The sequence below is a fragment of the Metapseudomonas resinovorans genome, from assembly GCF_002003485.1.
In the GTDB taxonomy this organism is placed as follows: Bacteria; Pseudomonadota; Gammaproteobacteria; order Pseudomonadales; family Pseudomonadaceae; genus Metapseudomonas; species Metapseudomonas resinovorans_D.
The window spans coordinates 81,368-101,446 of the sequence record NZ_BDMA01000057.1; the positions used below are offsets into that span (position 1 = coordinate 81,368).

Below are 20,079 nucleotides of genomic sequence, written 5' to 3' on the forward strand. Positions count from 1 at the left end.
ATGGCGGACAAAGCGCTGAAAACCAGTACCTTCGCCTGGGAAGGTACCGATAAGAAAGGCTCGAAGGTCAGAGGTGAAATTTCCGGCCAGAACCCTGCACTGGTAAAGGCCCAATTGCGCAAGCAAGGCATCAATCCCACCAAGGTACGCAAGAAGTCTGCCTCACTGCTTGGCGCCGGCAAGAAGATCAAGCCTCTGGATATCGCGCTTTTCACCCGGCAGATGGCGACCATGATGAAGGCTGGCGTGCCGCTCATGCAGTCCTTCGAAATCATTGGGGAAGGCTTCGAAAAGCCGGCAATGCGCAAACTGGTGGAAGAGGTGAAGCAGGAAGTCTCTTCCGGTAACAGCCTTGCCAACTCGCTACGCAAAAAGCCAGAGTACTTCGACGAGCTCTATTGCAACCTCGTGGATTCCGGCGAACAAGCCGGCGCACTGGAAACCCTGCTGGATCGTATCGCCACCTATAAAGAGAAAACCGAAGCTCTAAAGGCCAAGATCAAGAAGGCGATGAACTACCCCATTGCGGTAGTCGTGGTAGCCATCATCGTGTCGGCGATTTTGCTGATTAAAGTGGTACCTCAATTTCAATCGGTTTTCTCGAACTTTGGAGCTGAACTTCCCGCATTTACCCTGTTTGTCATCGGAATCTCCGAGCTGCTGCAGGAGTGGTGGTTTATCGTCTTGCTCGGGTTCTTTGCTGTCGGCTTCCTGCTCCAACAGGCGCACAGGAAGTCGGAGAAGTTTCGTGACTGGCTCGACCATACAGTTCTGAAACTTCCAATTGTCGGCGACATTCTCTACAAGTCCGCTGTAGCCCGTTTTGCCCGCACCCTGGCCACGACTTTCGCTGCCGGCGTTCCCCTTGTAGATGCGTTGGACTCCGTAGCCGGCGCCAGCGGTAATGTGGTTTTCAAGAACGCTGTACTCAAGGTCAAATCGGACGTCTCCACCGGCATGCAGCTGAACTTCTCCATGCGCACCACTGGTGTATTCCCCGCCATGGCCGTACAGATGACCGCCATTGGTGAAGAGTCTGGCGCATTGGATGAAATGCTGGACAAGGTCGCCAGCTTCTACGAAGCCGAAGTGGATAACGCCGTTGACGGCCTTACCGCACTCATGGAACCCATGATCATGGCCGTGCTTGGTGTGTTGGTCGGCGGCCTGATCATCGCGATGTATCTCCCCATCTTCCAGCTCGGCAACGTCGTCTAAACCATGCAATTGATCGACTTTCTGGCCAGCCACGCGCTGGCCTTTGTTTTCAGCGTCCTGCTGCTTGGCCTGCTAGTGGGCAGTTTCCTAAATGTGGTGATCCATCGCTTGCCTGCGATGATGATGCGCGACTGGCAGGAGCAAGCCCGTGAAGCGCTGAGCCTGCCCGCAGAACCCAAGGGACCGGTATTCAACCTGATTCTGCCGAACTCCCGCTGCCCTCATTGCAGCCATGAAATTCGCGCCTGGGAGAATATCCCCGTCGTGAGCTACCTGGCGCTGGGCGGCAAGTGCTCCTCCTGCAAGGCTCCCATCAGCAAGCGCTATCCCTTGGTGGAGCTCTTGTGTGGCGCGCTGTCCACCTATGTCGCCTGGCATTTCGGTTTCGGCTGGCAGGCAGGCACTTTCCTGGTTCTGACCTGGGGCCTGCTGGCGATGAGCATGATCGACGTCGATCATCAGCTGCTGCCAGACGTGCTGGTCCTGCCTCTGCTCTGGCTTGGCCTCATCCTCAACAGCCAAGGTCTGTTCGCCAGCCTGGAAGACGCACTCTGGGGGGCAGTTGCCGGTTACATGAGCCTGTGGTCGGTTTACTGGCTGTTCAAGCTGGTGACGGGCAAGGAAGGCATGGGCCACGGTGACTTCAAGCTGCTGGCGATGCTCGGCGCCTGGGGTGGCTGGCAGGTGCTTCCGCTGACCATCCTGCTGTCGTCCCTGGTGGGCGCGGTGTTGGGCGTGATCATGCTGCGCCTGCGCAACCAGGACACCGCAACCCCCATCCCCTTCGGCCCTTACTTGGCGATTGCCGGCTGGATTGCTCTGCTCTGGGGTGATCAAATAACGGCGACCTATCTTCAATTCGCCGGTTTCAAATGAACAAACCCTGGATTCTTGGCCTTACGGGCGGTATTGGCAGCGGCAAGAGCGCCGTCGCCGCCCACTTCAGCGAGCTTGGCGTGCATCTGGTGGATGCCGACCATGCCGCGCGCTGGGTTGTCGAACCCGGTCGCCCTGCACTAGCGAAAATCGCCGAGCATTTCGGTGATGACGTACTGCAAGCGGATGGCCAGCTTGACCGCGCCGCGCTGCGCCAACGGATCTTCGACAACGCCGACGAACGTCGCTGGCTAGAGGCTCTGTTGCATCCGCTGATCGGCCAGGAAATCAGCCAGTACCTGGCTCGCGCCGAATCCCCTTACGCCATTCTGGTCTCGCCGCTGCTGATCGAGTCCGGCCAGCATCGTCTGACCCAACGCGTGCTGCTGGTGGACGCGCCGGAAGCTCTGCAGGTTCAGCGCACAATGCAGCGGGACAAAGTGCCCGAAGAGCAGGTCCAAGCCATATTGAAAGTGCAGGCCAGCCGCGAGCAGCGCCTCAAGCATGCCGACGACGTGCTGCTCAACGACCGCGGCCTGGATTGGCTGCGTGCCGAGGTGGAGCGCCTGCACAACTTCTACCTGACCCTGCGAGGAGGCCAGCCATGAGTCAACCCGTCACTGTGGAGTGCCCGACTTGCGGCGCTCCGGTGGAATGGGGCCCGCAAAGCCCTTCCCGACCCTTCTGCTCCGAACGCTGCAAGCTCATCGATCTGGGTGCCTGGGCCGCCGAGGAACACGCGATTCCCGGCGACAACCTGGAAGACGAGCTTTTCTCCGGCGACCTGCCCCCGCGCGAACACTGATTCTCAGGGACGCATGAAACCGTAGTCCCGTTCCGGGTCGAGGTTGTCCGCCAGGAAAGTCAGTTCCTGAGCCAGATCGTCCGTCGGGCGCAGTTGCGCGCTGCGCTCGACGACCGCGCTCAGCAAGGCGCGTAGAGCCAGCTCTTCACTGAAATCGTCCCGTTTTGCCGTGTCGAGACTTTGTCCCAATGCGGCTCTCGCCCAATCGTGAATCCCCATGCTGTCTGCCCCCTTGGTTGGCGGATGGAAAAGCGCCATCCACCCTACGAACCCATCCCTGCGAAATACTTGATACAGATCAGGCCTCAGCACGGCATCAAACAGACGAATCCCGGGCAATCAGCGAGGCGTGTCGTCGTCTTTCCAGGGCGCCTGGAGGTAACGGGTGCGATTGAAGGTTTCCAGCCAATCCGGGCAGAACACCACGAAGGCAGTCACTGCCGTGCCGTTGATGAACGCCTCGGGGAACATCACCAGCCAGAGATAGCCGATGAAGTCTTCCAGCCAGGGCGGCATGGGGAAGACGCCATCCATCCACAGCAACCCAAGCCCGATCAGCACACAAAGCAGTGCCGCCAGGGCCGCAGGAAAGAATCCGCAGCAGAAGATGTACACGAACAGATTGCGCGGCTGGTAATGCTCGACCCACTTGGCGCACAGCTCGGTGACCAGGACCGGCAGGAGCACCAGCAAGGCGCCATTGATGCCCAGGGCCGCCAGATCCTGCTTGCCCAACGCCAACAGGGCGAGTTGCGCCGCCAAGCCGCCGAGCACCGCCAAAGGCCAATCCAGCAGCAGAGTAACCGCGGTCAGGCCGATGAAGTGGTAGGACACACCTGACTCGAAATCCCGCCGCATCAACCAGAGCAGGAAGAGCACCAGCACGGTACCGAAAAGCAGGTGCTGGCGGCGGGAATCGCTGAACAGTTCGACCCACGGAGTACGCCAGATCGCCCACACGATGACGGGGAGGTAGATCGCCCAGCCAAGCGTCAGGGTTTCGGTGGACAGGAGCTCTGCAGCAATCACGGCACCAGAGACTCCAGCGCCGTGCGCAATGCCGCAGCGTCACGGAACTCCTGGCGATCTGTCAGCGTTCCGTGGTCCAACTGCAGCCAGAGCACGCTGGACTCATCGCCCGGATAGCGGCTGGCGACGCGGGATTCTCGATCCAGCAGGACGCGATAGTTGTAGTCCTGCATGGCCGGCACCGCAAAGAGCGAGGAAACAAACGAGGGCATACGACTGATATCGGCCACAAACACCGTATTACGCGCTTCCAGGTACCCCTTGGGTTGACCTTCCAGCGCGGATTTCACGAGTTTTCCGCCATCCATGCCGCGGGCTACCAACAGCACCTTCAGGCCTTCGTCGAGGCTGTAGGGCTGATCGAACTGGTCCAGAAGGGTCCAGGGAGCGAGGCGCTCCCCCAATTCGAGCGCCTGACTGAATGAAGTGAGCAGGCAAAGCAGCAGGCCAACGCAGATCCGCATCGATTCAATCTCCAGTGGTCGAGTAAACCCGAATGTCCTCGCGCTCCGACCAGCCCCGCTGCATTTGCCAGAAGGCGAGCGCCTCCGGGGCATCTTCCAGCACGAACACATGGGACTTGCGGATACCCAGCGCGGTCAGCCGTCGCAGCGCTTCCTGCAACAAGGCGCGCGCCCAACCCTTGCCTCGAAACGGCCCATCTACCACCAGGTGCTGCAAATAACCGCGCCGCCCGTCATGACCTACCAGCAGGCTTCCGGCCATATGTCCGTGGTCATCCTCGAGCAGCAGGGAGAGGTCCGGGTTGCGCTGCAGATAGGCGCAGAAAGGTTCAAGTTCATCCTCTGCACGTACGCGAACTCCAGGTGTGCGACGCCAGAGGTCAAGCAGGGCGGCGTGGTCAGCGGAGGTAATGGGGCGAATGCGCATGGTCGGCTCCAGGCAACTGCTGGAAGTTTACACCGCCCAGGCGCCGATCAAGCTGTGTGCATTTGTCGCGAGAGCGTCTCCGCTGGCGCTTCAGGGGTACCCAGGGGCCCAGCGGGAAGGCTAAGCTGCGGAGCATGAACGAGTCCGACTACCTGCGCCTGCTGACGCGGCAGGCCGAGCAAGCCAACGACTTTCTGTCGAATGCGCGCAAGTGGGAACGCGAACGCTGGGTCTGCCAGCGGCTCCTGCAGGCGCTCAACCTGCCCTATCGGCTCGACGACTTCAGTACCGGGCAGGAACCGCCGGACGTGCAATTCCGCGAGGCCAACTTCGAAGTATTCTTCGTGCTCGATGAAGGCCGGCGCCTGAACGAGGAATGGCGAGCTGAACTGGAGCGACGACGCAGCGCGTTTTCTCTCGCGCAACTCGTTCGCCGGGAAAGTCGCCCAAAGCGCATTGGCGCCGCCGAACTCCAGGCGCGTTTGGCACCGACGCTGCGCAAGAAGGCACGCAACTACGGCGAGCGCGGCCTCGATCTGGGCGACCTGGACTTGCTGGCCTTCGTCAATCTCAAACGCGCTACGCCGGACTTCAACAGCCCGTTTCCACCTCCAACCGAGTATTTGCGACAGGGCTGGCGATCGCTGTCGCTCATCGGACCGAACTTCGCCCGAGTGCTTTTCGCCCACGGAGACGCTCCCGACTTCCTGCGCAGCAACCTCGGCCGGACCATTCTCTTCGATGTGGGCATCGGCCTTTGACAAGCACCCCGCAAATTTCCCCCGCCGCGCGTTGAGCCCCTGTGAATTCGCCGGCTAGAATGCCAACCACTCCAGAGTCGAGGCCCCCATGCCCAGCCGCCTGACGCCCGAAGACCAGCAAAAGGTCGACCAGTACCTGAACCTTCCCCAGCACCAGGTGGAACGCCAACCGTTCCGCCCGTGGCGCCTGCTGTGGATCGTACTGGCCATCGTCATCGTCCTGGGCATCCTCAGCCGCCTCCTGAGCCGACTGGTGCTATGAGCTGCCTCCTGCGCTCGCCCTCGGCGAAAAAGAATTCCTATAGCCTTGCGAGACTTTCCCATGTCCCATCGTATCGTGATCGTCGGCGGCGGCGCCGGCGGCCTGGAGCTTGCTACCCGTCTGGGTAGAACCCTCGGCAAGAAAGGCCTGGCCAAGGTCGTCCTGGCCGACGCCAACCTCACCCATATCTGGAAACCCCTGCTGCATGAAGTGGCCGCCGGCTCGCTGAACTCCACCGAGAACGAGCTGAATTACGTGGCCCAGGCCAAGTGGAACCACTTCGAGTTCCAACTCGGCCGCATGAGTGGGCTCGACCGCAAGCGCAAGGTCATCCAGCTGGCCGCGACCCATGACGAGGACGGGCGCGAGTTGGTGCCTGCCCGCGAGCTGGCCTATGACAGCCTGGTCCTCGCGGTCGGCAGCACCACCAACGACTTCGGTACCGAAGGCGCGGCCCAGCACTGCATTTTCCTCGACACCCGCGAGCAAGCCGAACGCTTCCACCGCAAGCTGCTCAGCCACTATTTGCGCGCCCATGCCCAGCAGGACGCGAACGACCAGATCAGTGTCGCCATCGTCGGTGCGGGCGCCACCGGCGTCGAACTGGCCGCCGAACTGCACCATGCGGCCCATGAACTGGCCGCCTATGGCCTGGATCGTATCCAGCCGGAAAACATGCGCATCACCCTGATCGAAGCCGGCCCACGCGTTCTTCCAGCACTGCCGGAACGCATCAGCGCGCCGGTGCACCGTACCCTGGAGAAGCTTGGCGTCACCGTGTTGACCGGCGCGGCAGTGAAGGAAGTAACCGCTGAGGGCCTGCTTACCGCCCAAGGCAAGAATATTCCCGCCAGCCTCAAGGTCTGGGCCGCGGGTATTCGCGCCCCGGGATTCCTCAAGGACCTGGATGGACTGGAGAGCAACCGCATCAACCAGCTCGTTGTGCGCCCGACGCTGCAAACCACCCGTGATGACGACATCTTCGCCTTTGGCGACTGCGCCGCCTGCCCCATGGGCGATGGCACCGAACGCAACGTGCCGCCTCGCGCGCAGGCCGCGCACCAGCAGGCCTCGCTGCTGGTGAAGTCGTTCAAGTTACGGCTGCAGGACCAGCCCTTGCCTGACTATCAGTACAAGGACTACGGCTCGCTGATTTCGCTGTCGAGCTTCAGCGCCGTCGGCAACCTGATGGGCAACCTCATGGGCAGTGTGAAACTGGAAGGCTGGTTGGCGCGGATGTTCTACATCTCGCTCTATCGCATGCACCAGATGGCGCTTTACGGCGCCTTCCGCACAGGCCTGCTGATGCTGAGCGATCGCATCGGCCGCAGCACCGACCCTCGCCTGAAGCTTCACTGATACGCACCAGGCAAGGCGGGGCTTCGAGTACCGAAGCCCCGCCTTGCCTGGCACATCGCGCCGGAGCCCCGTCGTGACACAAAAAATCGACGCAAACAAAAAAGCGGTAAGGCTTTCGCCTTACCGCTTCTTCGGACCTCTCGAGAGGTCTTATATGGTGGGTCGTGTAGGATTCGAACCTACGACCAATTGGTTAAAAGCCAACTGCTCTACCGACTGAGCTAACGACCCAAAATAGAGGTGGTCGGGGTAGAGAGATTCGAACTCCCGACATCCTGCTCCCAAAGCAGGCGCGCTACCGGACTGCGCTATACCCCGTCTGGAAGTTGGCTCCGCGACCTGGACTCGAACCAGGGACCCAATGATTAACAGTCATTTGCTCTACCGACTGAGCTATCGCGGAACTTCGATCTTCCAACTCTTATTCGCTTCACCGTTTTGGTTTAGCGCTTCAGAGGCGCGCCATTTTACGGATAGCGAACGGCCTGTCAACCCCTAAAAAAACGAATTCCTACAATGATTTGCAGATGGCCGTCCGAGTGCTATACCTGAGCCGTGGTGAGATCATTACAGGTCGTGGTCGCGGCCTGTCTCCCTACAGGACAGCTATGAGCAATCAGGATCGCCCTCCACCCCCTACCGGCCCCGTGACGACCCTGGCCAGCCGCGGCATACAACCGCGCTTCGGTGAATTGGTACAAAGCTGCCGCAAGCTGGTCATGAACCGGCTGGCGGAACATCTGACCGGTGTATTTGGCCAGGTGGACGACACGCTCTTCGAATGCGCCGAAAAGGCCGAGAACAACCAGGTCCAGACCCTCTTCTTCGATAGCATGCGGGACATCCGCAAGCAGCGCCCCCAGATAGAACGCGCTTACCACCAGCGCATCGCCAAGACCTTCGAAGATTTTCTCAGTGGAAAGCTCAAACCCGAGCTGAAGGCCAGCGAACTGGACGCGGATCACCTTCAGCTGATGGAAAACGACGAGTACGAGGAAAGCCTGCTGGTCACCAATATGGTCAGCCGGGTCAAGGCGCGCTGCTCGCAATCCCTGTTTGCCCTCGACCAGCGCCTGGCGGTGCTCAACGGAGGGCGCAAGCTGGGTGACGATGAAAACCCCTTCGGCCCGCAAGCCATAGCGTTGGCCTTCCGCGAAGCACTGGAACCCTGCCCATTCCCGCTGCGGATCAAGACCATCCTATATATGCTCTTCGACCAGCATGTGATGCACGGCCTGGACAGCGTCTACGAGGCGCTCAACCAGCGACTGATCCAGGCTGGCGTGTTGCCTAACCTCAAATACGGCGTACAACGCTCCACCAGCGCGACCCAGCCGCAATCGCCCACCGCGAAACAGCCCTCCACCGCCGAGCAACCGCCGCACACGACACAGGGCACTCAGCCCAGCGGCCCGCCGGATCTGACGGGTGCGCCTCCCAGCGACCCCGGCCAGCTGTTCAGTGGCCTGGCCGCGTTACTGGGCGAGCGCCGCACGCACCACAGTGATGCCCCGCTGCCAGGCGGCACACCGAGTATTTCGAGCTTCGCCCCGCGTGGAGCGACGCGCACCTACAGCGCGGCCGAGTTGCTGGAGGCCCTGAACCGGCTGCAGCAGCAATCGGCCCAGGACCTCGCCAGCAAGCTGCGTCAACCGCAGCGGGTCGAGGGCCTGAAAGCCGACCTGCAACAACAACTGGAAAGCCACAGCAGCCTGCCCGGACAGCAGAAACTGTCGGATTACGAAGCCGACGTGATCGACCTGGTGGGCATGCTCTTCGATTTCATCCTTGACGACGACAACCTGGCCGACGTTTACAAGACCGCCCTCTCCCACCTGCACACGCCCTATCTCAAGGTTGCCCTGCAGGACAAGGCGCTCTTCACCCAACACCATCACCCGGCCCGCCGGCTGCTCAACTGCATGGCCCAGGCTGGCGTGCTCTACGCCGGCGAGGGTGAGGAGCGCGGACTGCTGGCGAAAATGCACTGGGTCGTCGAGCGCGTCGTACATGGGTTCAGTGGCGATTTGCTGCTGTTCGACAGCCTGCTGGATGAGTTCAACGAATACGTCGGCACGCTGAGGCACAAGGTGGAGCTGCGCGAACAGCGCGCAGTGGAAGCAGCCAAAGGTCGCGACAAGCTGCTCGGTGCCCGTCAGCAGGCTGTCGATACAGTGGGCCGATTCCTCGCGGGTCGCGAACTCCCCGGCATCATCCAGCACTTCCTCGAACTCACCTGGACCGACGTGCTGGTCTTCGTCCTGCTCCGCCATGGCGACCGCAGCAACGAATGGCAGCGCTCGGTGGAAGTCGCCGAACAGTTGGCATGGAGCGGCACCCCGCTGGACGCCGATGGCCGCGCCCGCCTGCAACAACTGCGCATCCCCATGCTGGAAGACCTGCGCAAAGGCCTGGAATTGCTGGGCGGCTACCACGAAGACGGCATACGCCGCCTGCTGCAGGACCTCGTAGCCTGCCAGCACGCCGTTCAGTCGCAGCAACCCCAGGTGGCCGCGCGCATCGACAGCCCGCTGCCGGAAAGCAAGCTGGGCGAGATGCTCGGTGATGACGCGGATCTGGCCAACACACCGCGCCCGGTCACCCTTTCCAACCGTGCCCAAGCGCTGATCCGGGAACTCTCCCGCCTGGAGTTCGGCACCTGGTTCGAATTCATCGATGGCCCCGACAGCCGAATCCTCAAGCTGTCCTGGTACAGCCCGACCACACGCAACTATATGTTCGTCGACCACAGTGGCCAGCGGGTGGCGATCATGCCTATTACCCAGCTGGCCCTGGACATGGAGCAAGGACTGGCCCGCCTGGTCCCGCCGGACCGCAGCGCCCCGCTGGTGGATCGCGCCCTGGGCGCCATCTACCGGGTACTGCAGCGCTTTACCGGCCGCACCACCTGAGCCCGCCGTAGGAGTTCGCCATGGAAGAACGTCGCCAGCACAGTCGCCATCCCACAGAGCTACAACTGGAAGTATTCGATCTGCACTCGGGACAGCGCCTGGGTCGAATCGTCGATTTGTCGATGGATGGCTTCATGCTGCTGAGCGAGCTGCCACTGGTCGCCGACTCGGTGTGGGAGTGCCGGCTCGTTCCCCTGACCTGGGTGGAAGGGCTGGAGGAAATCCGGCTAGGCGCCGATTGTCTCTGGACGCGCAAGGGCGAAGACCAACACAACTGCTGGGCGGGCTTCCATATCATCGACCTGGCCGAAGACCAGGCCATCGTTCTGGAAGACCTGTTGCAATCCATTCGTACGCCCTGACCCTCTGCGGCGTGACAAAAAAGGGCTATGTCTGCGTTAGCTGTTGCCAGAAATCGATAGTCGGTCCAGGAGCCTTGTAGGAGCTAGCTTGCTAGCGAAAAGAGGCCATTCGCTGGCAAGCCAGCTCCTACGGGCGATGCAGCTACTTACAACACTTAATGCAGACACAGCAAAAAAAGCCCCGCATAGCGGGGCTTCTTCGTATCAGCGGGAATCAGTTAAAGACGATTTCCTCGCCTTCCACCTTGGCCTTGATAGTGGCACCCGGCGCGAATTGGCCAGCAAGAATCTGCTGGGCCAGCGGGTTCTCGATCCAGCGCTGGATTGCCCGCTTCAGCGGACGAGCACCGTAGACCGGGTCGTAACCAATAGCAATCAGCTTGTCCAGGGACTCCGGACTCAGCTCCAGGTTCAGCTCGCGCTCGGCCAGGCGCTTGCGCAGGCGTTGCAGTTGGATCTCGGCGATGCCGCCGATCTGGTCACGCCCCAGGGGCTCGAAGACCACCACTTCGTCGATCCGGTTGATGAACTCTGGGCGGAAGTGCGCACTCACGGCGTCCATCACCGCCGCGCGTTGCGCTTCTCGATCGCCCACCAGTTCCTGAATCTGCGAGGAGCCCAAGTTGGAGGTCATCACGACTACCGTATTACGGAAGTCCACGGTGCGGCCGTGGCTGTCGGTCAGGCGGCCGTCTTCCAGCACCTGGAGCAGCACGTTGAACACGTCCGGGTGAGCCTTTTCCACCTCATCCATCAGCACGACCGAGTACGGTTTGCGGCGAACGGCTTCGGTCAGGTAGCCACCTTCCTCGTAGCCGACATAGCCCGGCGGCGCGCCAATCAGGCGAGCCACGGAGTGTTTCTCCATGAATTCGGACATGTCGATGCGCACCAGCGCCTCCTCGGTATCGAAGAGGAACTCGGCCAGGGCCTTGCACAGCTCGGTCTTGCCCACCCCGGTCGGGCCGAGGAACAGGAAGGAACCGCTGGGACGATTCGGATCGGCCAGGCCGGCGCGGGAGCGACGCACGGCATTGGCCACGGCGACCACTGCCTCGTGTTGGCCGATTACCCGCTTGTGCAGCCCCTCTTCCATCTGCAGCAGCTTCTCGCGCTCGCCTTCCATCATCTTGGCCACGGGAATGCCGGTCCACTTGGAGACCACCTCGGCGATTTCCTCGTCTGTGACCTTGTTGCGCAGCAGCTGGTTTTCGGTCTTGCCGTGCTGATCAACCATCTGCAGGCTGCGTTCCAGGTCCGGAATCACTCCGTATTGCAACTCGGCCATGCGCTGAAGGTCGCCCTTGCGCCGCGCCGCTTCCATATCCTGACGAGCCTGCTCGATCTTCTGCTGAATCTGCGCCGAGCCTTGTACCTCGGCTTTCTCGGACTTCCAGATTTCCTCCAAGTCAGCGTATTCGCGCTCCAGCTTCTGGATGTCCTCTTCCAGCTTGGCCAAACGCTTCCGGGTAGCTTCGTCCTCTTCCTTTTTAAGGGCCTCGCGCTCGATCTTCAGCTGGATCAGGCGACGATCGAGCCGGTCCAGTGCCTCCGGCTTGGAATCGATCTCCATGCGGATGCGGCTGGCGGCTTCGTCGATCAGGTCGATGGCCTTGTCCGGTAGCTGGCGGTCGGTGATGTAGCGGTGCGACAGCTTGGCGGCTGCGATGATGGCGCCATCGGTGATGGTCACGCCGTGGTGCACCTCATAGCGCTCCTTCAGGCCGCGCAGGATGGCGATGGTGTCTTCCTCGCTCGGCTCGTCCACCAGTACCTTCTGGAAGCGGCGTTCCAGCGCAGCATCTTTCTCGATGTACTGGCGGTACTCGTCCAGGGTGGTCGCGCCAACGCAGTGCAGCTCGCCACGGGCCAGGGCCGGCTTGAGCATGTTGCCCGCATCCATGGCGCCTTCGGCCTTGCCGGCGCCGACCATGGTGTGCAGCTCGTCGATGAAGAGAATGATCCGGCCCTCCTGCTTGGAGAGCTCGTTGAGCACACCCTTCAGGCGCTCCTCGAACTCGCCACGGAACTTGGCGCCGGCGATCAGGGACCCCATGTCCAGGGCCAGCAGGCGCTTGTCCTTGAGACCGTCCGGAACTTCGCCATTGACGATGCGCTGGGCCAGGCCTTCGGCGATGGCGGTCTTGCCGACGCCGGGCTCGCCGATCAGCACAGGGTTGTTCTTGGTGCGGCGCTGGAGAACCTGGATGGTCCGGCGGATTTCGTCGTCACGACCGATAACCGGGTCCAGCTTGCCTTCTTCGGCACGCTTGGTCAGGTCGACAGTGAATTTGTCCAGTGCCTGGCGGGACTCCTCGACATTGGGGTCATTCACGGCCTGGCCACCGCGCAGGTTGGCGACGGCATTTTCCAGCGCCTTGCGGGTCACGCCCTGGCCAAGCAGGAGCTTGCCGAGGCGGGTGCTCTCGTCCATGGAGGCGAGCAGCACCAGCTCGCTGGAGATGAACTGGTCGCCCTTCTGCTGGGACAGGCGATCAGCCTGGTTGAGCAGGCGCGCCAGGTCCTGGGACAGGTTCACGTCGCCCGTGGGATTCTGGATCTTTGGCAGGTGATCGAGCTCGCGGGTCAGGCCCTGGCGCAGGGCCGCAATGTCGAACCCCACCTGCATCAGCAGCGGCCTGATGGAGCCGCCCTGCTGGTCGAGCAGGGCCAGCACCAGGTGCACGGGCTCTATAGCGGGGTGGTCATGGCCTACTGCCAGGGACTGCGCATCGGAGAGCGCCAGTTGCAGCTTGCTGGTCAAACGGTCAATTCGCATGGATTCGTCCTTCCTTCAGATAGCGGGCGGCACGATGAAGGCGCCGGAAACGAAAACCCGCCGGGATGAAGCTTAGATAGGGACGATTCCTGGCGATTCAACCTTTCCGTGATTGACCGGCATCATGTGGCGTTGCAGCAGACGGCCTGTCGGCGCGAACTCGCTCGCTCCGGTCAGGGAGCGAATCCGCAAACCCCGTAGGATGGGTTGAGGAACGAAACCCATCATCCGAGTCCGATGGCTTGCACAAGACCGTTACAGGCAGTCAGTCGGCCAACCAGACCAGGCTGGCGAAACGGCCGGTGCACGAAGCACGACGGTAGGAGTAGAAGCGAGGGTCGCTTACGGTGCAGAAGCCACCGCCAGAAACGGCGTGCACGCCTCGCGCCGCCAGGCGGATGCGAGCCAGTTGGTAGATGTCGGCCATGAACTTCCCAGCGTTGCTACTGGCCTGAAATGCCTGTTCAGCCTGCGGATGCGGGGTGACGAAGGCTTCGCGCACTTCGGGGCCGACTTCGAATGCCGAGGGGCCAATGGCCGGCCCCAACCAGACCAACACCTCTTCGGGCGGCAGGACCAGCGCATCCAGCGTGGTTTCCAGCACGCCGTTGGCCAGCCCACGCCAGCCGGCATGGGCGGCGGCAACCTTGGTGCCGGCGCGGTCGCAGAACAGAGCGGGCAAGCAATCGGCGGTCAGAACCGCGCTGGCAACACCCGGTTCGTCGGTCCAACTGGCATCCGCTTCGTCCACTTGGGACGGATCGGCCCTGGAAACCCGTACGCCGTGCACCTGGCTCAGCCATGCGGGGCGGCAGCCCAGGGCGGACGTCAGCAGAAGACGGTTCTGTTCCACCGCCTGCAGGTCATCGCCGACATGGCTGCCAAGGTTCAGATCTTCATAGGGAGACTGGCTGAATCCACCCTCGCGAGTGGTGACGCACGCCTTCACCCGCGCCGGGGCGGGCCAGTCGGGCGTCAGCCAGGTATTCATTGCTCGAAGGACTCGCGGTCCTGACGCAGCAGGCTCAGCAGCCAGACGAAATCATCAGGCAGCGGAGACTCCCACTTCATGCGCTCACCGCTCACGGGATGATCCAGTTCGAGGAAGCGCGCATGCAGGGCCTGGCGCGGAAACTCCTTGAGGGTCTGGACCAGCGTCGGGCTCGCCGCGGGCGGAATGCGGAAGCGACCGCCGTAGACCGGATCGCCCACCAGCGGGAAGTTCACATAGGCCATGTGCACGCGAATCTGGTGGGTACGGCCGGTTTCCAGCTTGACGCGGGTATGCGTATGCGAACGGAAGCGCTCCAGCACCCGGTAATGACTGACTGCGGGCTTGCCACCGGCAACCACAGCCATGCGCTGGCGCTGCTGACCATGACGACCGATGGGCGCATCAACCTTGCCGCCAGAGGTGATCACCCCGACCACCACAGCCTCGTAAATACGGCTCACGCTACGCGCCTGCAGCTGCGCCACCAGGCTGGTATGGGCCTCGAGCGTCTTGGCGACCACCATCAGTCCGGTGGTGTCCTTGTCCAGGCGGTGGACGATACCAGCGCGCGGCACGTTCTCCAGCCCCGGCACATGGTGCAGCAGTGCGTTCAGCAGGGTGCCGTCGGCATGGCCGGCGGCCGGATGCACCACCAGTCCTGCGGGCTTGTCCAGCACCAGCAGGTGATCGTCTTCAAAGACGATATCCAGCTCGATGTCCTGGGCTATCCACTCGCCCTGGGACTCCTGCTCGGCATTCAGCTCCAGCAGAGCGCCCCCGTGCACGATGTCGCGCGGACGCAGGACGCTGCCGTCAACGGTAAGGAGCCCGTCCTTGATCCAGCCGGAAAGGCGGGAGCGGGAGTGCTCGGAAAAGAGTTGCGCTGCGATCTGGTCGAGACGTTGCCCGCCCAGTTCGGAAGGCACTTCGGCGCTGAGTTGAATGACCTGCTTGATATTGGAAGACATGCTCGGGAACGGAGGGGGCGCAGCCTTTGGTTTCGGTTGCGCGCTTGTGGTTAAATACTGCGTCTTTGTCCCGGGGGTACCGGGGCGCCCATCATAACAGGACGGCTCCAGCCAAGACAGCCAGCCGTCACAGGGACGCAAGCCGCCATGCAAGTGAAACACCTGCTGCTGATCGCCATTCTCGCCCTCACCGCTGCCTGTTCCTCCAACAAAGAAGTAGTGGACGAGAACCTGAGCGAAGCCGAGCTGTATCAGCAGGCCCAGGCCGATCTGGACAACAGCAGCTACACCCCCGCCATCGCCAAGCTCAAGGCCCTGGAATCCCGCTATCCGTTCGGCCGCTATGCCGAACAGGCCCAGCTCGAGCTGATCTACGCCTATTACAAGAACGTCGAGCCGGAGGCTGCCAAGTCCGCCGCTGAGCGCTTCATTCGCCTGCACCCGCAGCACCCGAACGTCGACTACGCCTATTACCTGAAGGGCCTGGCGTCCTTCGAACAGGACCGTGGCCTGCTGGCGCGCTTCCTGCCGCTGGACATGACCAAGCGTGACCCGGGCGCCGCCCGCGACTCCTACAATGAGTTCGCCCAGCTCACCAGCCGCTACCCGAACAGCCGTTATGCCCCGGACGCCAAGCAGCGCATGATCTACCTGCGCAACCTGCTGGCCGCCTACGAAATCCACGTTGCCGACTACTACCTGACCCGTCAGGCCTATGTCGCCGCTGCCAACCGCGGCCGCTACGTAGTGGAAAACTTCCAGGAAACCCCTGCTGTCGGCGACGGCCTGGCCGTGATGGTTGAGGCCTACCAGCGTCTGGGCCTGAACGACCTGTCTGCTTCCAGCCTGGAAACCCTGAAACTGAACTACCCGGACCACCCGCAACTGGTTGACGGGCAGTTCGTGGCTCGCGAAGAGGAAGCCGACAACCGCTCCTGGCTGGCCAAGTCGACCCTCGGCCTGATCGAGAGCGACGCGCCGCTGCCGCCGGGCGAAACCCGCGCCGCGCAGGACGTGATCAAGCAGTACGAAAACGCCAAGGAAGAAATTCCTGCAGAACTGCTGCCGGAGAACCAGGACGAAGTGCAGGAAGAAGAGCACGAGTCCGAAGCCAACCAGAACGATCGTTCCTGGTTCAGCTACATGACCTTCGGCCTGTTCGACTGAACAACGCTGCAAGCGATAGAGAAGGGAGGCCACTGGCCTCCCTTCTTCGTTTCAGCCGCCTGCATCAGTCCCCCAATCGCCATCCGGAGGTGACCGGATAACGCCGGTCCCTGCCAAATCCCCGCTGGGTCACGCGGATACCGATCGCCGCCTGGCGCCGCTTGTGTTCGTTGCGATCGACCATGGCCAGCACGCGATTCACCATGTCCGCATCGAACCCCTCGGCGATGATGGCGTTGGCCGACAGGTCGTGCTCGATGTAGAGCTTGAGAAGCTCATCCAGCACCGGATAAGGCGGTAACGAGTCCTCATCCCGCTGTCCGGGTGCCAGCTCCGCAGAGGGCGGTCTTTCGATCACCCGCGGCGGAATCACCGGCCCAAGGCTGTTGCGGTACTCGGCAAGACGGAACACCAGGGTCTTGGGCACATCCTTGAGCACATCGAAGCCGCCGGCCATATCGCCATACAAGGTCGAGTAGCCCACGGCCAGCTCGCTCTTGTTGCCGGTGGTCAGCACCAGGCTGCCCTTCTTGTTGGAAATCGCCATCAGGATCGCCCCACGGCAGCGCGCCTGCAGGTTCTCCTCACTGGCATCGCGCGAATGGCCGTCGAATACCGGCGCCAGCACCTGCTGGAATCCGTCGAGGGCAGGCGCGATGGGAAGCACGCGATACGCCACGCCGAGCAGATGCGCCTCGGTCTCGGCATCCTCCAGACTGATCTGCGACGTGTACTGGTAGGGCATCATCACTGCCTCCACGCGCTCGGCGCCCAGGGCATCGACAGCCACGGCCAGGGTCAGCGCCGAGTCGATACCGCCGGACAACCCCAGCACCGCCCCCTTGAAGCCATTCTTCCGCACATAGTCGCGCACGCCCACCACCAGCGCCTGGTAAACGCTGGCTTCCACCTCTGGCAGCTCGGCGCAGTGGGTCCGGCGAGGCAACCAGCGCCCCTCCAGCAATTGCAGGTCCACCGGGTACAGGCCTTCGACGAACGCTGGCGCACGCTGGCAGATCATCCCACTGGCGTCCATGACACAACTTCCGCCATCGAACACCAGTTCGTCCTGACCGCCGACCTGGTTCACGTAGATGATCGGCATCTCACCCTCGGCGCCCCGCTCGGCCAGCACTTCCTCACGCTCCAGTTGCTTGTCCAGATGGAAGGGTGAGGCATTGAGACTGAGCATCAGCTTCGCCCCGGCAGCGCGGGCCTGGGCCATGGGCTCGGGGAACCAGATGTCCTCGCAGATCGACAGCGCCACCGGCACGCCCTTGATATCCACGACGCAAGGTTGGTGCCCCGGCTCGAAATAGCGTTTTTCGTCGAACACCCGGTAGTTGGGCAGGCATTGCTTGTAGTAGCTGGCCAGCAGCTGGCCGTCGGCGATCACCGCGCAGGCGTTGTAGCGCAGCTCTTCTTCGAGCCACGGATACCCCACCACCAGATAGATGCCACGGACTTCGTCGCGCAGTTGCCGCAGCCCCTGCTCGATGCGCCGCTGCATGCTGGAACGCAGGAGCAGATCCTCCGGTGGATAACCACACAGGGACAGCTCAGGGAAGACGATGACATCCGCTTCCCAGGCCTCACGGGCGGCGTTCGCTTCCTCGATCATCCGCTCGACATTGCCCTGGACATCACCGACTCGGAGATTGAGCTGGGCCATCACGATTCGCAGGCTCTGGCGCATGACCGCCTCCCGGGCGTTGAACACGGCATCGAATACGTCTCAACGCCAACATACTCCGCAGCGCCCGCAGCGGAAACCACGCAAGTCGCAACAGCGTGCGACGGGTCTCTGTGCGAGGAGAACCGGCTTGGCTAAACTGCCAGCTTTCCAACAAGAAGAGAGCACCTTCGGCATGTTTCGCCTGCTGTTCTGGATTGTCGTGATCTTCGCCGCCATCTGGCTGTGGCGCCGCTTCAAGACCCCTTCCAAGCCCCGACCCCAGCCGCGCCAGCAGGACGACAACCAGCCCATGGTGCGCTGCGCACAATGCGGCGTGCACGTTCCCCGTAGCCACGCCCTGTCCCAGGACAATCGCTGGTATTGCAGCCGGGCCCACCTGGAACAGGACCAGAGCACTGGTGAGCGCTGATACCCTACCCGCCCCCGCTGCACTCAGCGCCCAGGGACGGCGCATCTTCCGTCTGTACAGCCTGTATCGCCTGCTGATCGGCCTGGCACTGGTCCTCCTGATCTCCAGCGAACTAGACGACAGCCTCCTGGACCTGGCGCGACCGGAGCTGTTCCGCAACGCCAGCTGGTTCTACCTGATCCTCAACACCCTGATCGCCGCGCTGGTACCTCGCCCGCGCAGCATGGTGCAGGTCTTCAGCCTGGCGGTAGTGGACGTGCTGCTGTTGTGCTGCCTGTTCTTCGCGGCGGGTGGCACCCCCAGCGGCATCGCCAACCTCATCGTGGTTTCGGTCGCCATTTCCAACATCCTGCTCCGCGGACGCATCGGCCTGCTGGTGGCCGCGGTCGCGGCGATAGGGCTGATCTACCTCACCTTTTACCTGAGCATCAGTCACCCCCAGGCTGCCAGCCAGTTCGTCCAGGCCGGCGGCTTTGGCGCCTTGTGCTTCGCCGCGGCGCTGCTCCTTCAGGGCCTGAGCCGGCGCCTGCAACTCAGCGAAAACCTCGCGGAGCAACGCGCGGCGGATGTGGCCAATCTGGAAGCACTGAACGCGCAGATTCTCGAACGCATGCGCACCGGCATCCTGGTACTCAACCCGCAGAACCTGATTCTCCTCGCCAACAATGGCGCACAGTCCCTGTTGGGCAAGGAATCGCTGGCCGGACGCCCCCTGGTCGGCCAGTGCCCCGAACTGCTGGAGAGCCTGCAACAGTGGCTGGCCAACCCCACCTTGCGCCCGCAGAGCCTCCAGGCGTTCGCCAATGGCCCAACGCTGCAGCCCAGCTTCGTTCACTTGCAGAGTGGCAATCAGCAGAACGTCCTGGTCTTCCTCGAAGACATCTCGCAGATCACCCAGCAGGCCCAGCAGCTGAAACTCGCCTCCCTTGGCCGCCTGACCGCAGGCATCGCCCATGAGATCCGCAACCCGTTGGGCGCTATCAGCCATGCGGCCCAGCTCCTGCAGGAGTCGGAAGAGCTCGAAGGCCCGGATCGGCGGCTGGCGCACATCATCCAGGACCATTCGCGACGCATGAACCTGGTCATCGAGAACGTGCTGCAACTGTCCCGACGTCGACAGTCGGAACCGCAGCTGCTGGACCTCAAATACTGGCTGACCCGCTTCGCCAGTGAGTTCCGCACCTCTGCCGGCCCCAACCAGACCCTGCATCTGACCACCCTTGGCAGCACCTTGCAGACCCGCATGGACCCGCACCAGCTCACTCAGGTGCTGACAAACCTGGTACAGAACGGCTTGCGCTACAGCACCAAGAAAAACCCCCAGGGCCAGGTCTGGCTCAAGCTCTTCCGCGATGCTGAAAGCGACCTGCCGGTGCTGGAAGTGGAAGACGACGGGGACGGTGTTCCATCCGAGCAGGTGCACAATATCTTCGAGCCCTTCTTCACCACCGAAAGCAAGGGCACCGGACTTGGCCTTTACATCTCCCGCGAACTCTGCGAGAGCAACCAGGCCCGACTCGACTACAAACCGCGCGAACAAGGTGGCAGTTGCTTCCGCATCACCTTCGCCCATCCGCGCAAATTGAGCTGA

20 protein-coding genes and 3 tRNA genes are annotated in these 20,079 nt (G+C 62.3%); 12 read left to right on the forward strand and 11 right to left on the reverse strand.

Translation table 11 applies throughout. The features are described 5' to 3' along the window. The 4 genes from MnOB_RS15225 to yacG are packed head-to-tail and all read left to right on the forward strand — an operon-like array spanning position 1 to position 2,899. Positions 1 to 1,218: a type II secretion system F family protein gene (locus tag MnOB_RS15225; RefSeq protein WP_077525067.1), complete on the forward strand. Its 1,218-nt coding sequence runs from the start codon at positions 1 to 3 to the stop codon at positions 1,216 to 1,218. A 3-nt stretch (positions 1,219 to 1,221) separates the two neighbouring features. Continuing rightward, positions 1,222 to 2,094: a prepilin peptidase gene (locus MnOB_RS15230; RefSeq protein WP_077525068.1), complete on the forward strand. Its 873-nt coding sequence runs from the start codon at positions 1,222 to 1,224 to the stop codon at positions 2,092 to 2,094. Continuing rightward, on the forward strand, positions 2,091 to 2,702 hold the full coding sequence (gene coaE / locus MnOB_RS15235) for a dephospho-CoA kinase (protein WP_077525069.1): 612 nt from the start codon (positions 2,091 to 2,093) through the stop codon (positions 2,700 to 2,702). The genes MnOB_RS15230 and coaE overlap by 4 nt, the downstream gene beginning before the upstream one ends. Then, complete coding sequence (yacG, locus tag MnOB_RS15240; protein WP_077525070.1) at positions 2,699 to 2,899, forward strand: DNA gyrase inhibitor YacG; 201 nt, start codon at positions 2,699 to 2,701, stop codon at positions 2,897 to 2,899. The genes coaE and yacG overlap by 4 nt, the downstream gene beginning before the upstream one ends. A gap of 3 nt (positions 2,900 to 2,902) precedes the next feature. Here the strand turns inward: yacG and MnOB_RS15245 are convergent, their stop codons facing one another. The 4 genes from MnOB_RS15245 to MnOB_RS15260 form a co-directional block, all read right to left on the reverse strand. After that, positions 2,903 to 3,118 carry a hypothetical protein gene (locus tag MnOB_RS15245; RefSeq protein ID WP_077525243.1) on the reverse strand — a complete coding sequence of 72 codons (216 nt, stop codon included), beginning with the start codon at positions 3,116 to 3,118 and terminating at the stop codon, positions 2,903 to 2,905. Between the two features lie 120 nt (positions 3,119 to 3,238). Further along, positions 3,239 to 3,928, reverse strand: coding sequence for an energy-coupling factor ABC transporter permease (locus tag MnOB_RS15250; protein ID WP_077525071.1), 690 nt, complete (start codon positions 3,926 to 3,928; stop codon positions 3,239 to 3,241). Further along, positions 3,925 to 4,392 (reverse strand): FAD/FMN-containing dehydrogenase, encoded by a 468-nt coding sequence (locus tag MnOB_RS15255; protein ID WP_077525072.1) that lies wholly within the window; start codon positions 4,390 to 4,392, stop codon positions 3,925 to 3,927. Before MnOB_RS15255 ends, MnOB_RS15250 begins: the two co-directional genes overlap by 4 nt. Positions 4,393 to 4,396: 4 nt before the next feature. Then, entirely contained in the window at positions 4,397 to 4,819 is a 423-nt protein-coding gene (locus tag MnOB_RS15260; RefSeq protein ID WP_077525073.1) for a GNAT family N-acetyltransferase, read from the reverse strand. A 134-nt stretch (positions 4,820 to 4,953) separates the two neighbouring features. Between MnOB_RS15260 and MnOB_RS15265 the strand changes: the two genes are divergently transcribed. The 3 genes from MnOB_RS15265 (at position 4,954) to MnOB_RS15275 (ending at position 7,201) form a co-directional block, all read left to right on the forward strand. Continuing rightward, positions 4,954 to 5,580 (forward strand): DUF1780 domain-containing protein, encoded by a 627-nt coding sequence (locus MnOB_RS15265; protein ID WP_077525074.1) that lies wholly within the window; start codon positions 4,954 to 4,956, stop codon positions 5,578 to 5,580. 88 nt (positions 5,581 to 5,668) lie between these two features. Beyond that, positions 5,669 to 5,842, forward strand: a complete 174-nt coding sequence (locus tag MnOB_RS15270; protein WP_077525075.1) for a DUF3094 family protein — start codon at positions 5,669 to 5,671, stop codon at positions 5,840 to 5,842. A 60-nt stretch (positions 5,843 to 5,902) separates the two neighbouring features. Beyond that, positions 5,903 to 7,201 (forward strand): NAD(P)/FAD-dependent oxidoreductase, encoded by a 1,299-nt coding sequence (locus MnOB_RS15275; protein ID WP_077525076.1) that lies wholly within the window; start codon positions 5,903 to 5,905, stop codon positions 7,199 to 7,201. A gap of 155 nt (positions 7,202 to 7,356) precedes the next feature. Here MnOB_RS15275 and MnOB_RS15280 read toward each other — a convergent pair. The 3 genes from MnOB_RS15280 to MnOB_RS15290 all read right to left on the reverse strand — a co-directional run bounded on the left by MnOB_RS15280 (position 7,357) and on the right by MnOB_RS15290 (position 7,604). Next, a tRNA-Lys gene (locus MnOB_RS15280) sits at positions 7,357 to 7,432 on the reverse strand. Between the two features lie 10 nt (positions 7,433 to 7,442). Beyond that, a tRNA-Pro gene (locus MnOB_RS15285) sits at positions 7,443 to 7,519 on the reverse strand. A 9-nt stretch (positions 7,520 to 7,528) separates the two neighbouring features. After that, a tRNA-Asn gene (locus MnOB_RS15290) sits at positions 7,529 to 7,604 on the reverse strand. A 205-nt stretch (positions 7,605 to 7,809) separates the two neighbouring features. On the opposite strand from MnOB_RS15290, the gene MnOB_RS15295 reads away from it, so the two are divergent. Next, the gene (locus MnOB_RS15295) at positions 7,810 to 10,113 is read left to right on the forward strand and encodes a DUF1631 domain-containing protein (protein ID WP_077525077.1); all 2,304 of its coding nucleotides are present in this window, start codon (positions 7,810 to 7,812) and stop codon (positions 10,111 to 10,113) included. 20 nt (positions 10,114 to 10,133) lie between these two features. Beyond that, positions 10,134 to 10,475 (forward strand): PilZ domain-containing protein, encoded by a 342-nt coding sequence (locus MnOB_RS15300; RefSeq protein ID WP_077525078.1) that lies wholly within the window; start codon positions 10,134 to 10,136, stop codon positions 10,473 to 10,475. Between the two features lie 214 nt (positions 10,476 to 10,689). Here MnOB_RS15300 and clpB read toward each other — a convergent pair whose 3' ends face one another. The 3 genes from clpB to rluD form a co-directional block, all read right to left on the reverse strand. Then, positions 10,690 to 13,254, reverse strand: coding sequence for an ATP-dependent chaperone ClpB (gene clpB / locus MnOB_RS15305; protein ID WP_077525079.1), 2,565 nt, complete (start codon positions 13,252 to 13,254; stop codon positions 10,690 to 10,692). Positions 13,255 to 13,519: 265 nt separating this feature from the next. Beyond that, positions 13,520 to 14,245 carry a peptidoglycan editing factor PgeF gene (pgeF, locus tag MnOB_RS15310; RefSeq protein WP_077525080.1) on the reverse strand — a complete coding sequence of 242 codons (726 nt, stop codon included), beginning with the start codon at positions 14,243 to 14,245 and terminating at the stop codon, positions 13,520 to 13,522. After that, positions 14,242 to 15,216, reverse strand: coding sequence for a 23S rRNA pseudouridine(1911/1915/1917) synthase RluD (gene rluD / locus MnOB_RS15315; RefSeq protein WP_077525081.1), 975 nt, complete (start codon positions 15,214 to 15,216; stop codon positions 14,242 to 14,244). The genes pgeF and rluD overlap by 4 nt, the downstream gene beginning before the upstream one ends. Before the next feature lie 147 nt (positions 15,217 to 15,363). Here rluD and MnOB_RS15320 point away from each other — a divergent pair, with 147 nt between their 5' ends. Further along, the gene (locus MnOB_RS15320) at positions 15,364 to 16,383 is read left to right on the forward strand and encodes an outer membrane protein assembly factor BamD (RefSeq protein WP_077525082.1); all 1,020 of its coding nucleotides are present in this window, start codon (positions 15,364 to 15,366) and stop codon (positions 16,381 to 16,383) included. Positions 16,384 to 16,447: 64 nt separating this feature from the next. Here the strand turns inward: MnOB_RS15320 and MnOB_RS15325 are convergent, their stop codons facing one another. After that, positions 16,448 to 18,079 carry an NAD+ synthase gene (locus MnOB_RS15325; protein WP_077525083.1) on the reverse strand — a complete coding sequence of 544 codons (1,632 nt, stop codon included), beginning with the start codon at positions 18,077 to 18,079 and terminating at the stop codon, positions 16,448 to 16,450. A gap of 172 nt (positions 18,080 to 18,251) precedes the next feature. Here MnOB_RS15325 and MnOB_RS15330 point away from each other — a divergent pair, with 172 nt between their 5' ends. Continuing rightward, positions 18,252 to 18,488: a PP0621 family protein gene (locus MnOB_RS15330; RefSeq protein WP_077525244.1), complete on the forward strand. Its 237-nt coding sequence runs from the start codon at positions 18,252 to 18,254 to the stop codon at positions 18,486 to 18,488. Beyond that, the gene (locus tag MnOB_RS15335) at positions 18,478 to 20,079 is read left to right on the forward strand and encodes a sensor histidine kinase (RefSeq protein WP_077525084.1); all 1,602 of its coding nucleotides are present in this window, start codon (positions 18,478 to 18,480) and stop codon (positions 20,077 to 20,079) included. The genes MnOB_RS15330 and MnOB_RS15335 overlap by 11 nt, the downstream gene beginning before the upstream one ends.

Excerpts from the sequence above, each read along its gene's own strand:
- MnOB_RS15325 (WP_077525083.1), bottom strand. The coding sequence starts at position 18,079 with ATGCGCCAGAGCCTGCGAATCGTGATGGCCCAGCTCAATCTCCGAGTC.
- MnOB_RS15225 (WP_077525067.1), top strand. The coding sequence starts at position 1 with ATGGCGGACAAAGCGCTGAAAACCAGTACCTTCGCCTGGGAAGGTACC.
- pgeF (WP_077525080.1), bottom strand. The coding sequence starts at position 14,245 with ATGAATACCTGGCTGACGCCCGACTGGCCCGCCCCGGCGCGGGTGAAG.
- MnOB_RS15245 (WP_077525243.1), bottom strand. The coding sequence starts at position 3,118 with ATGGGGATTCACGATTGGGCGAGAGCCGCATTGGGACAAAGTCTCGAC.
- MnOB_RS15320 (WP_077525082.1), top strand. The coding sequence starts at position 15,364 with ATGCAAGTGAAACACCTGCTGCTGATCGCCATTCTCGCCCTCACCGCT.
- MnOB_RS15295 (WP_077525077.1), top strand. The coding sequence starts at position 7,810 with ATGAGCAATCAGGATCGCCCTCCACCCCCTACCGGCCCCGTGACGACC.
- MnOB_RS15260 (WP_077525073.1), bottom strand. The coding sequence starts at position 4,819 with ATGCGCATTCGCCCCATTACCTCCGCTGACCACGCCGCCCTGCTTGAC.
- MnOB_RS15300 (WP_077525078.1), top strand. The coding sequence starts at position 10,134 with ATGGAAGAACGTCGCCAGCACAGTCGCCATCCCACAGAGCTACAACTG.
- MnOB_RS15275 (WP_077525076.1), top strand. The coding sequence starts at position 5,903 with ATGTCCCATCGTATCGTGATCGTCGGCGGCGGCGCCGGCGGCCTGGAG.
- rluD (WP_077525081.1), bottom strand. The coding sequence starts at position 15,216 with ATGTCTTCCAATATCAAGCAGGTCATTCAACTCAGCGCCGAAGTGCCT.
- MnOB_RS15330 (WP_077525244.1), top strand. The coding sequence starts at position 18,252 with ATGTTTCGCCTGCTGTTCTGGATTGTCGTGATCTTCGCCGCCATCTGG.
- coaE (WP_077525069.1), top strand. The coding sequence starts at position 2,091 with ATGAACAAACCCTGGATTCTTGGCCTTACGGGCGGTATTGGCAGCGGC.
- MnOB_RS15270 (WP_077525075.1), top strand. The coding sequence starts at position 5,669 with ATGCCCAGCCGCCTGACGCCCGAAGACCAGCAAAAGGTCGACCAGTAC.
- MnOB_RS15265 (WP_077525074.1), top strand. The coding sequence starts at position 4,954 with ATGAACGAGTCCGACTACCTGCGCCTGCTGACGCGGCAGGCCGAGCAA.
- yacG (WP_077525070.1), top strand. The coding sequence starts at position 2,699 with ATGAGTCAACCCGTCACTGTGGAGTGCCCGACTTGCGGCGCTCCGGTG.
- MnOB_RS15255 (WP_077525072.1), bottom strand. The coding sequence starts at position 4,392 with ATGCGGATCTGCGTTGGCCTGCTGCTTTGCCTGCTCACTTCATTCAGT.
- MnOB_RS15230 (WP_077525068.1), top strand. The coding sequence starts at position 1,222 with ATGCAATTGATCGACTTTCTGGCCAGCCACGCGCTGGCCTTTGTTTTC.
- clpB (WP_077525079.1), bottom strand. The coding sequence starts at position 13,254 with ATGCGAATTGACCGTTTGACCAGCAAGCTGCAACTGGCGCTCTCCGAT.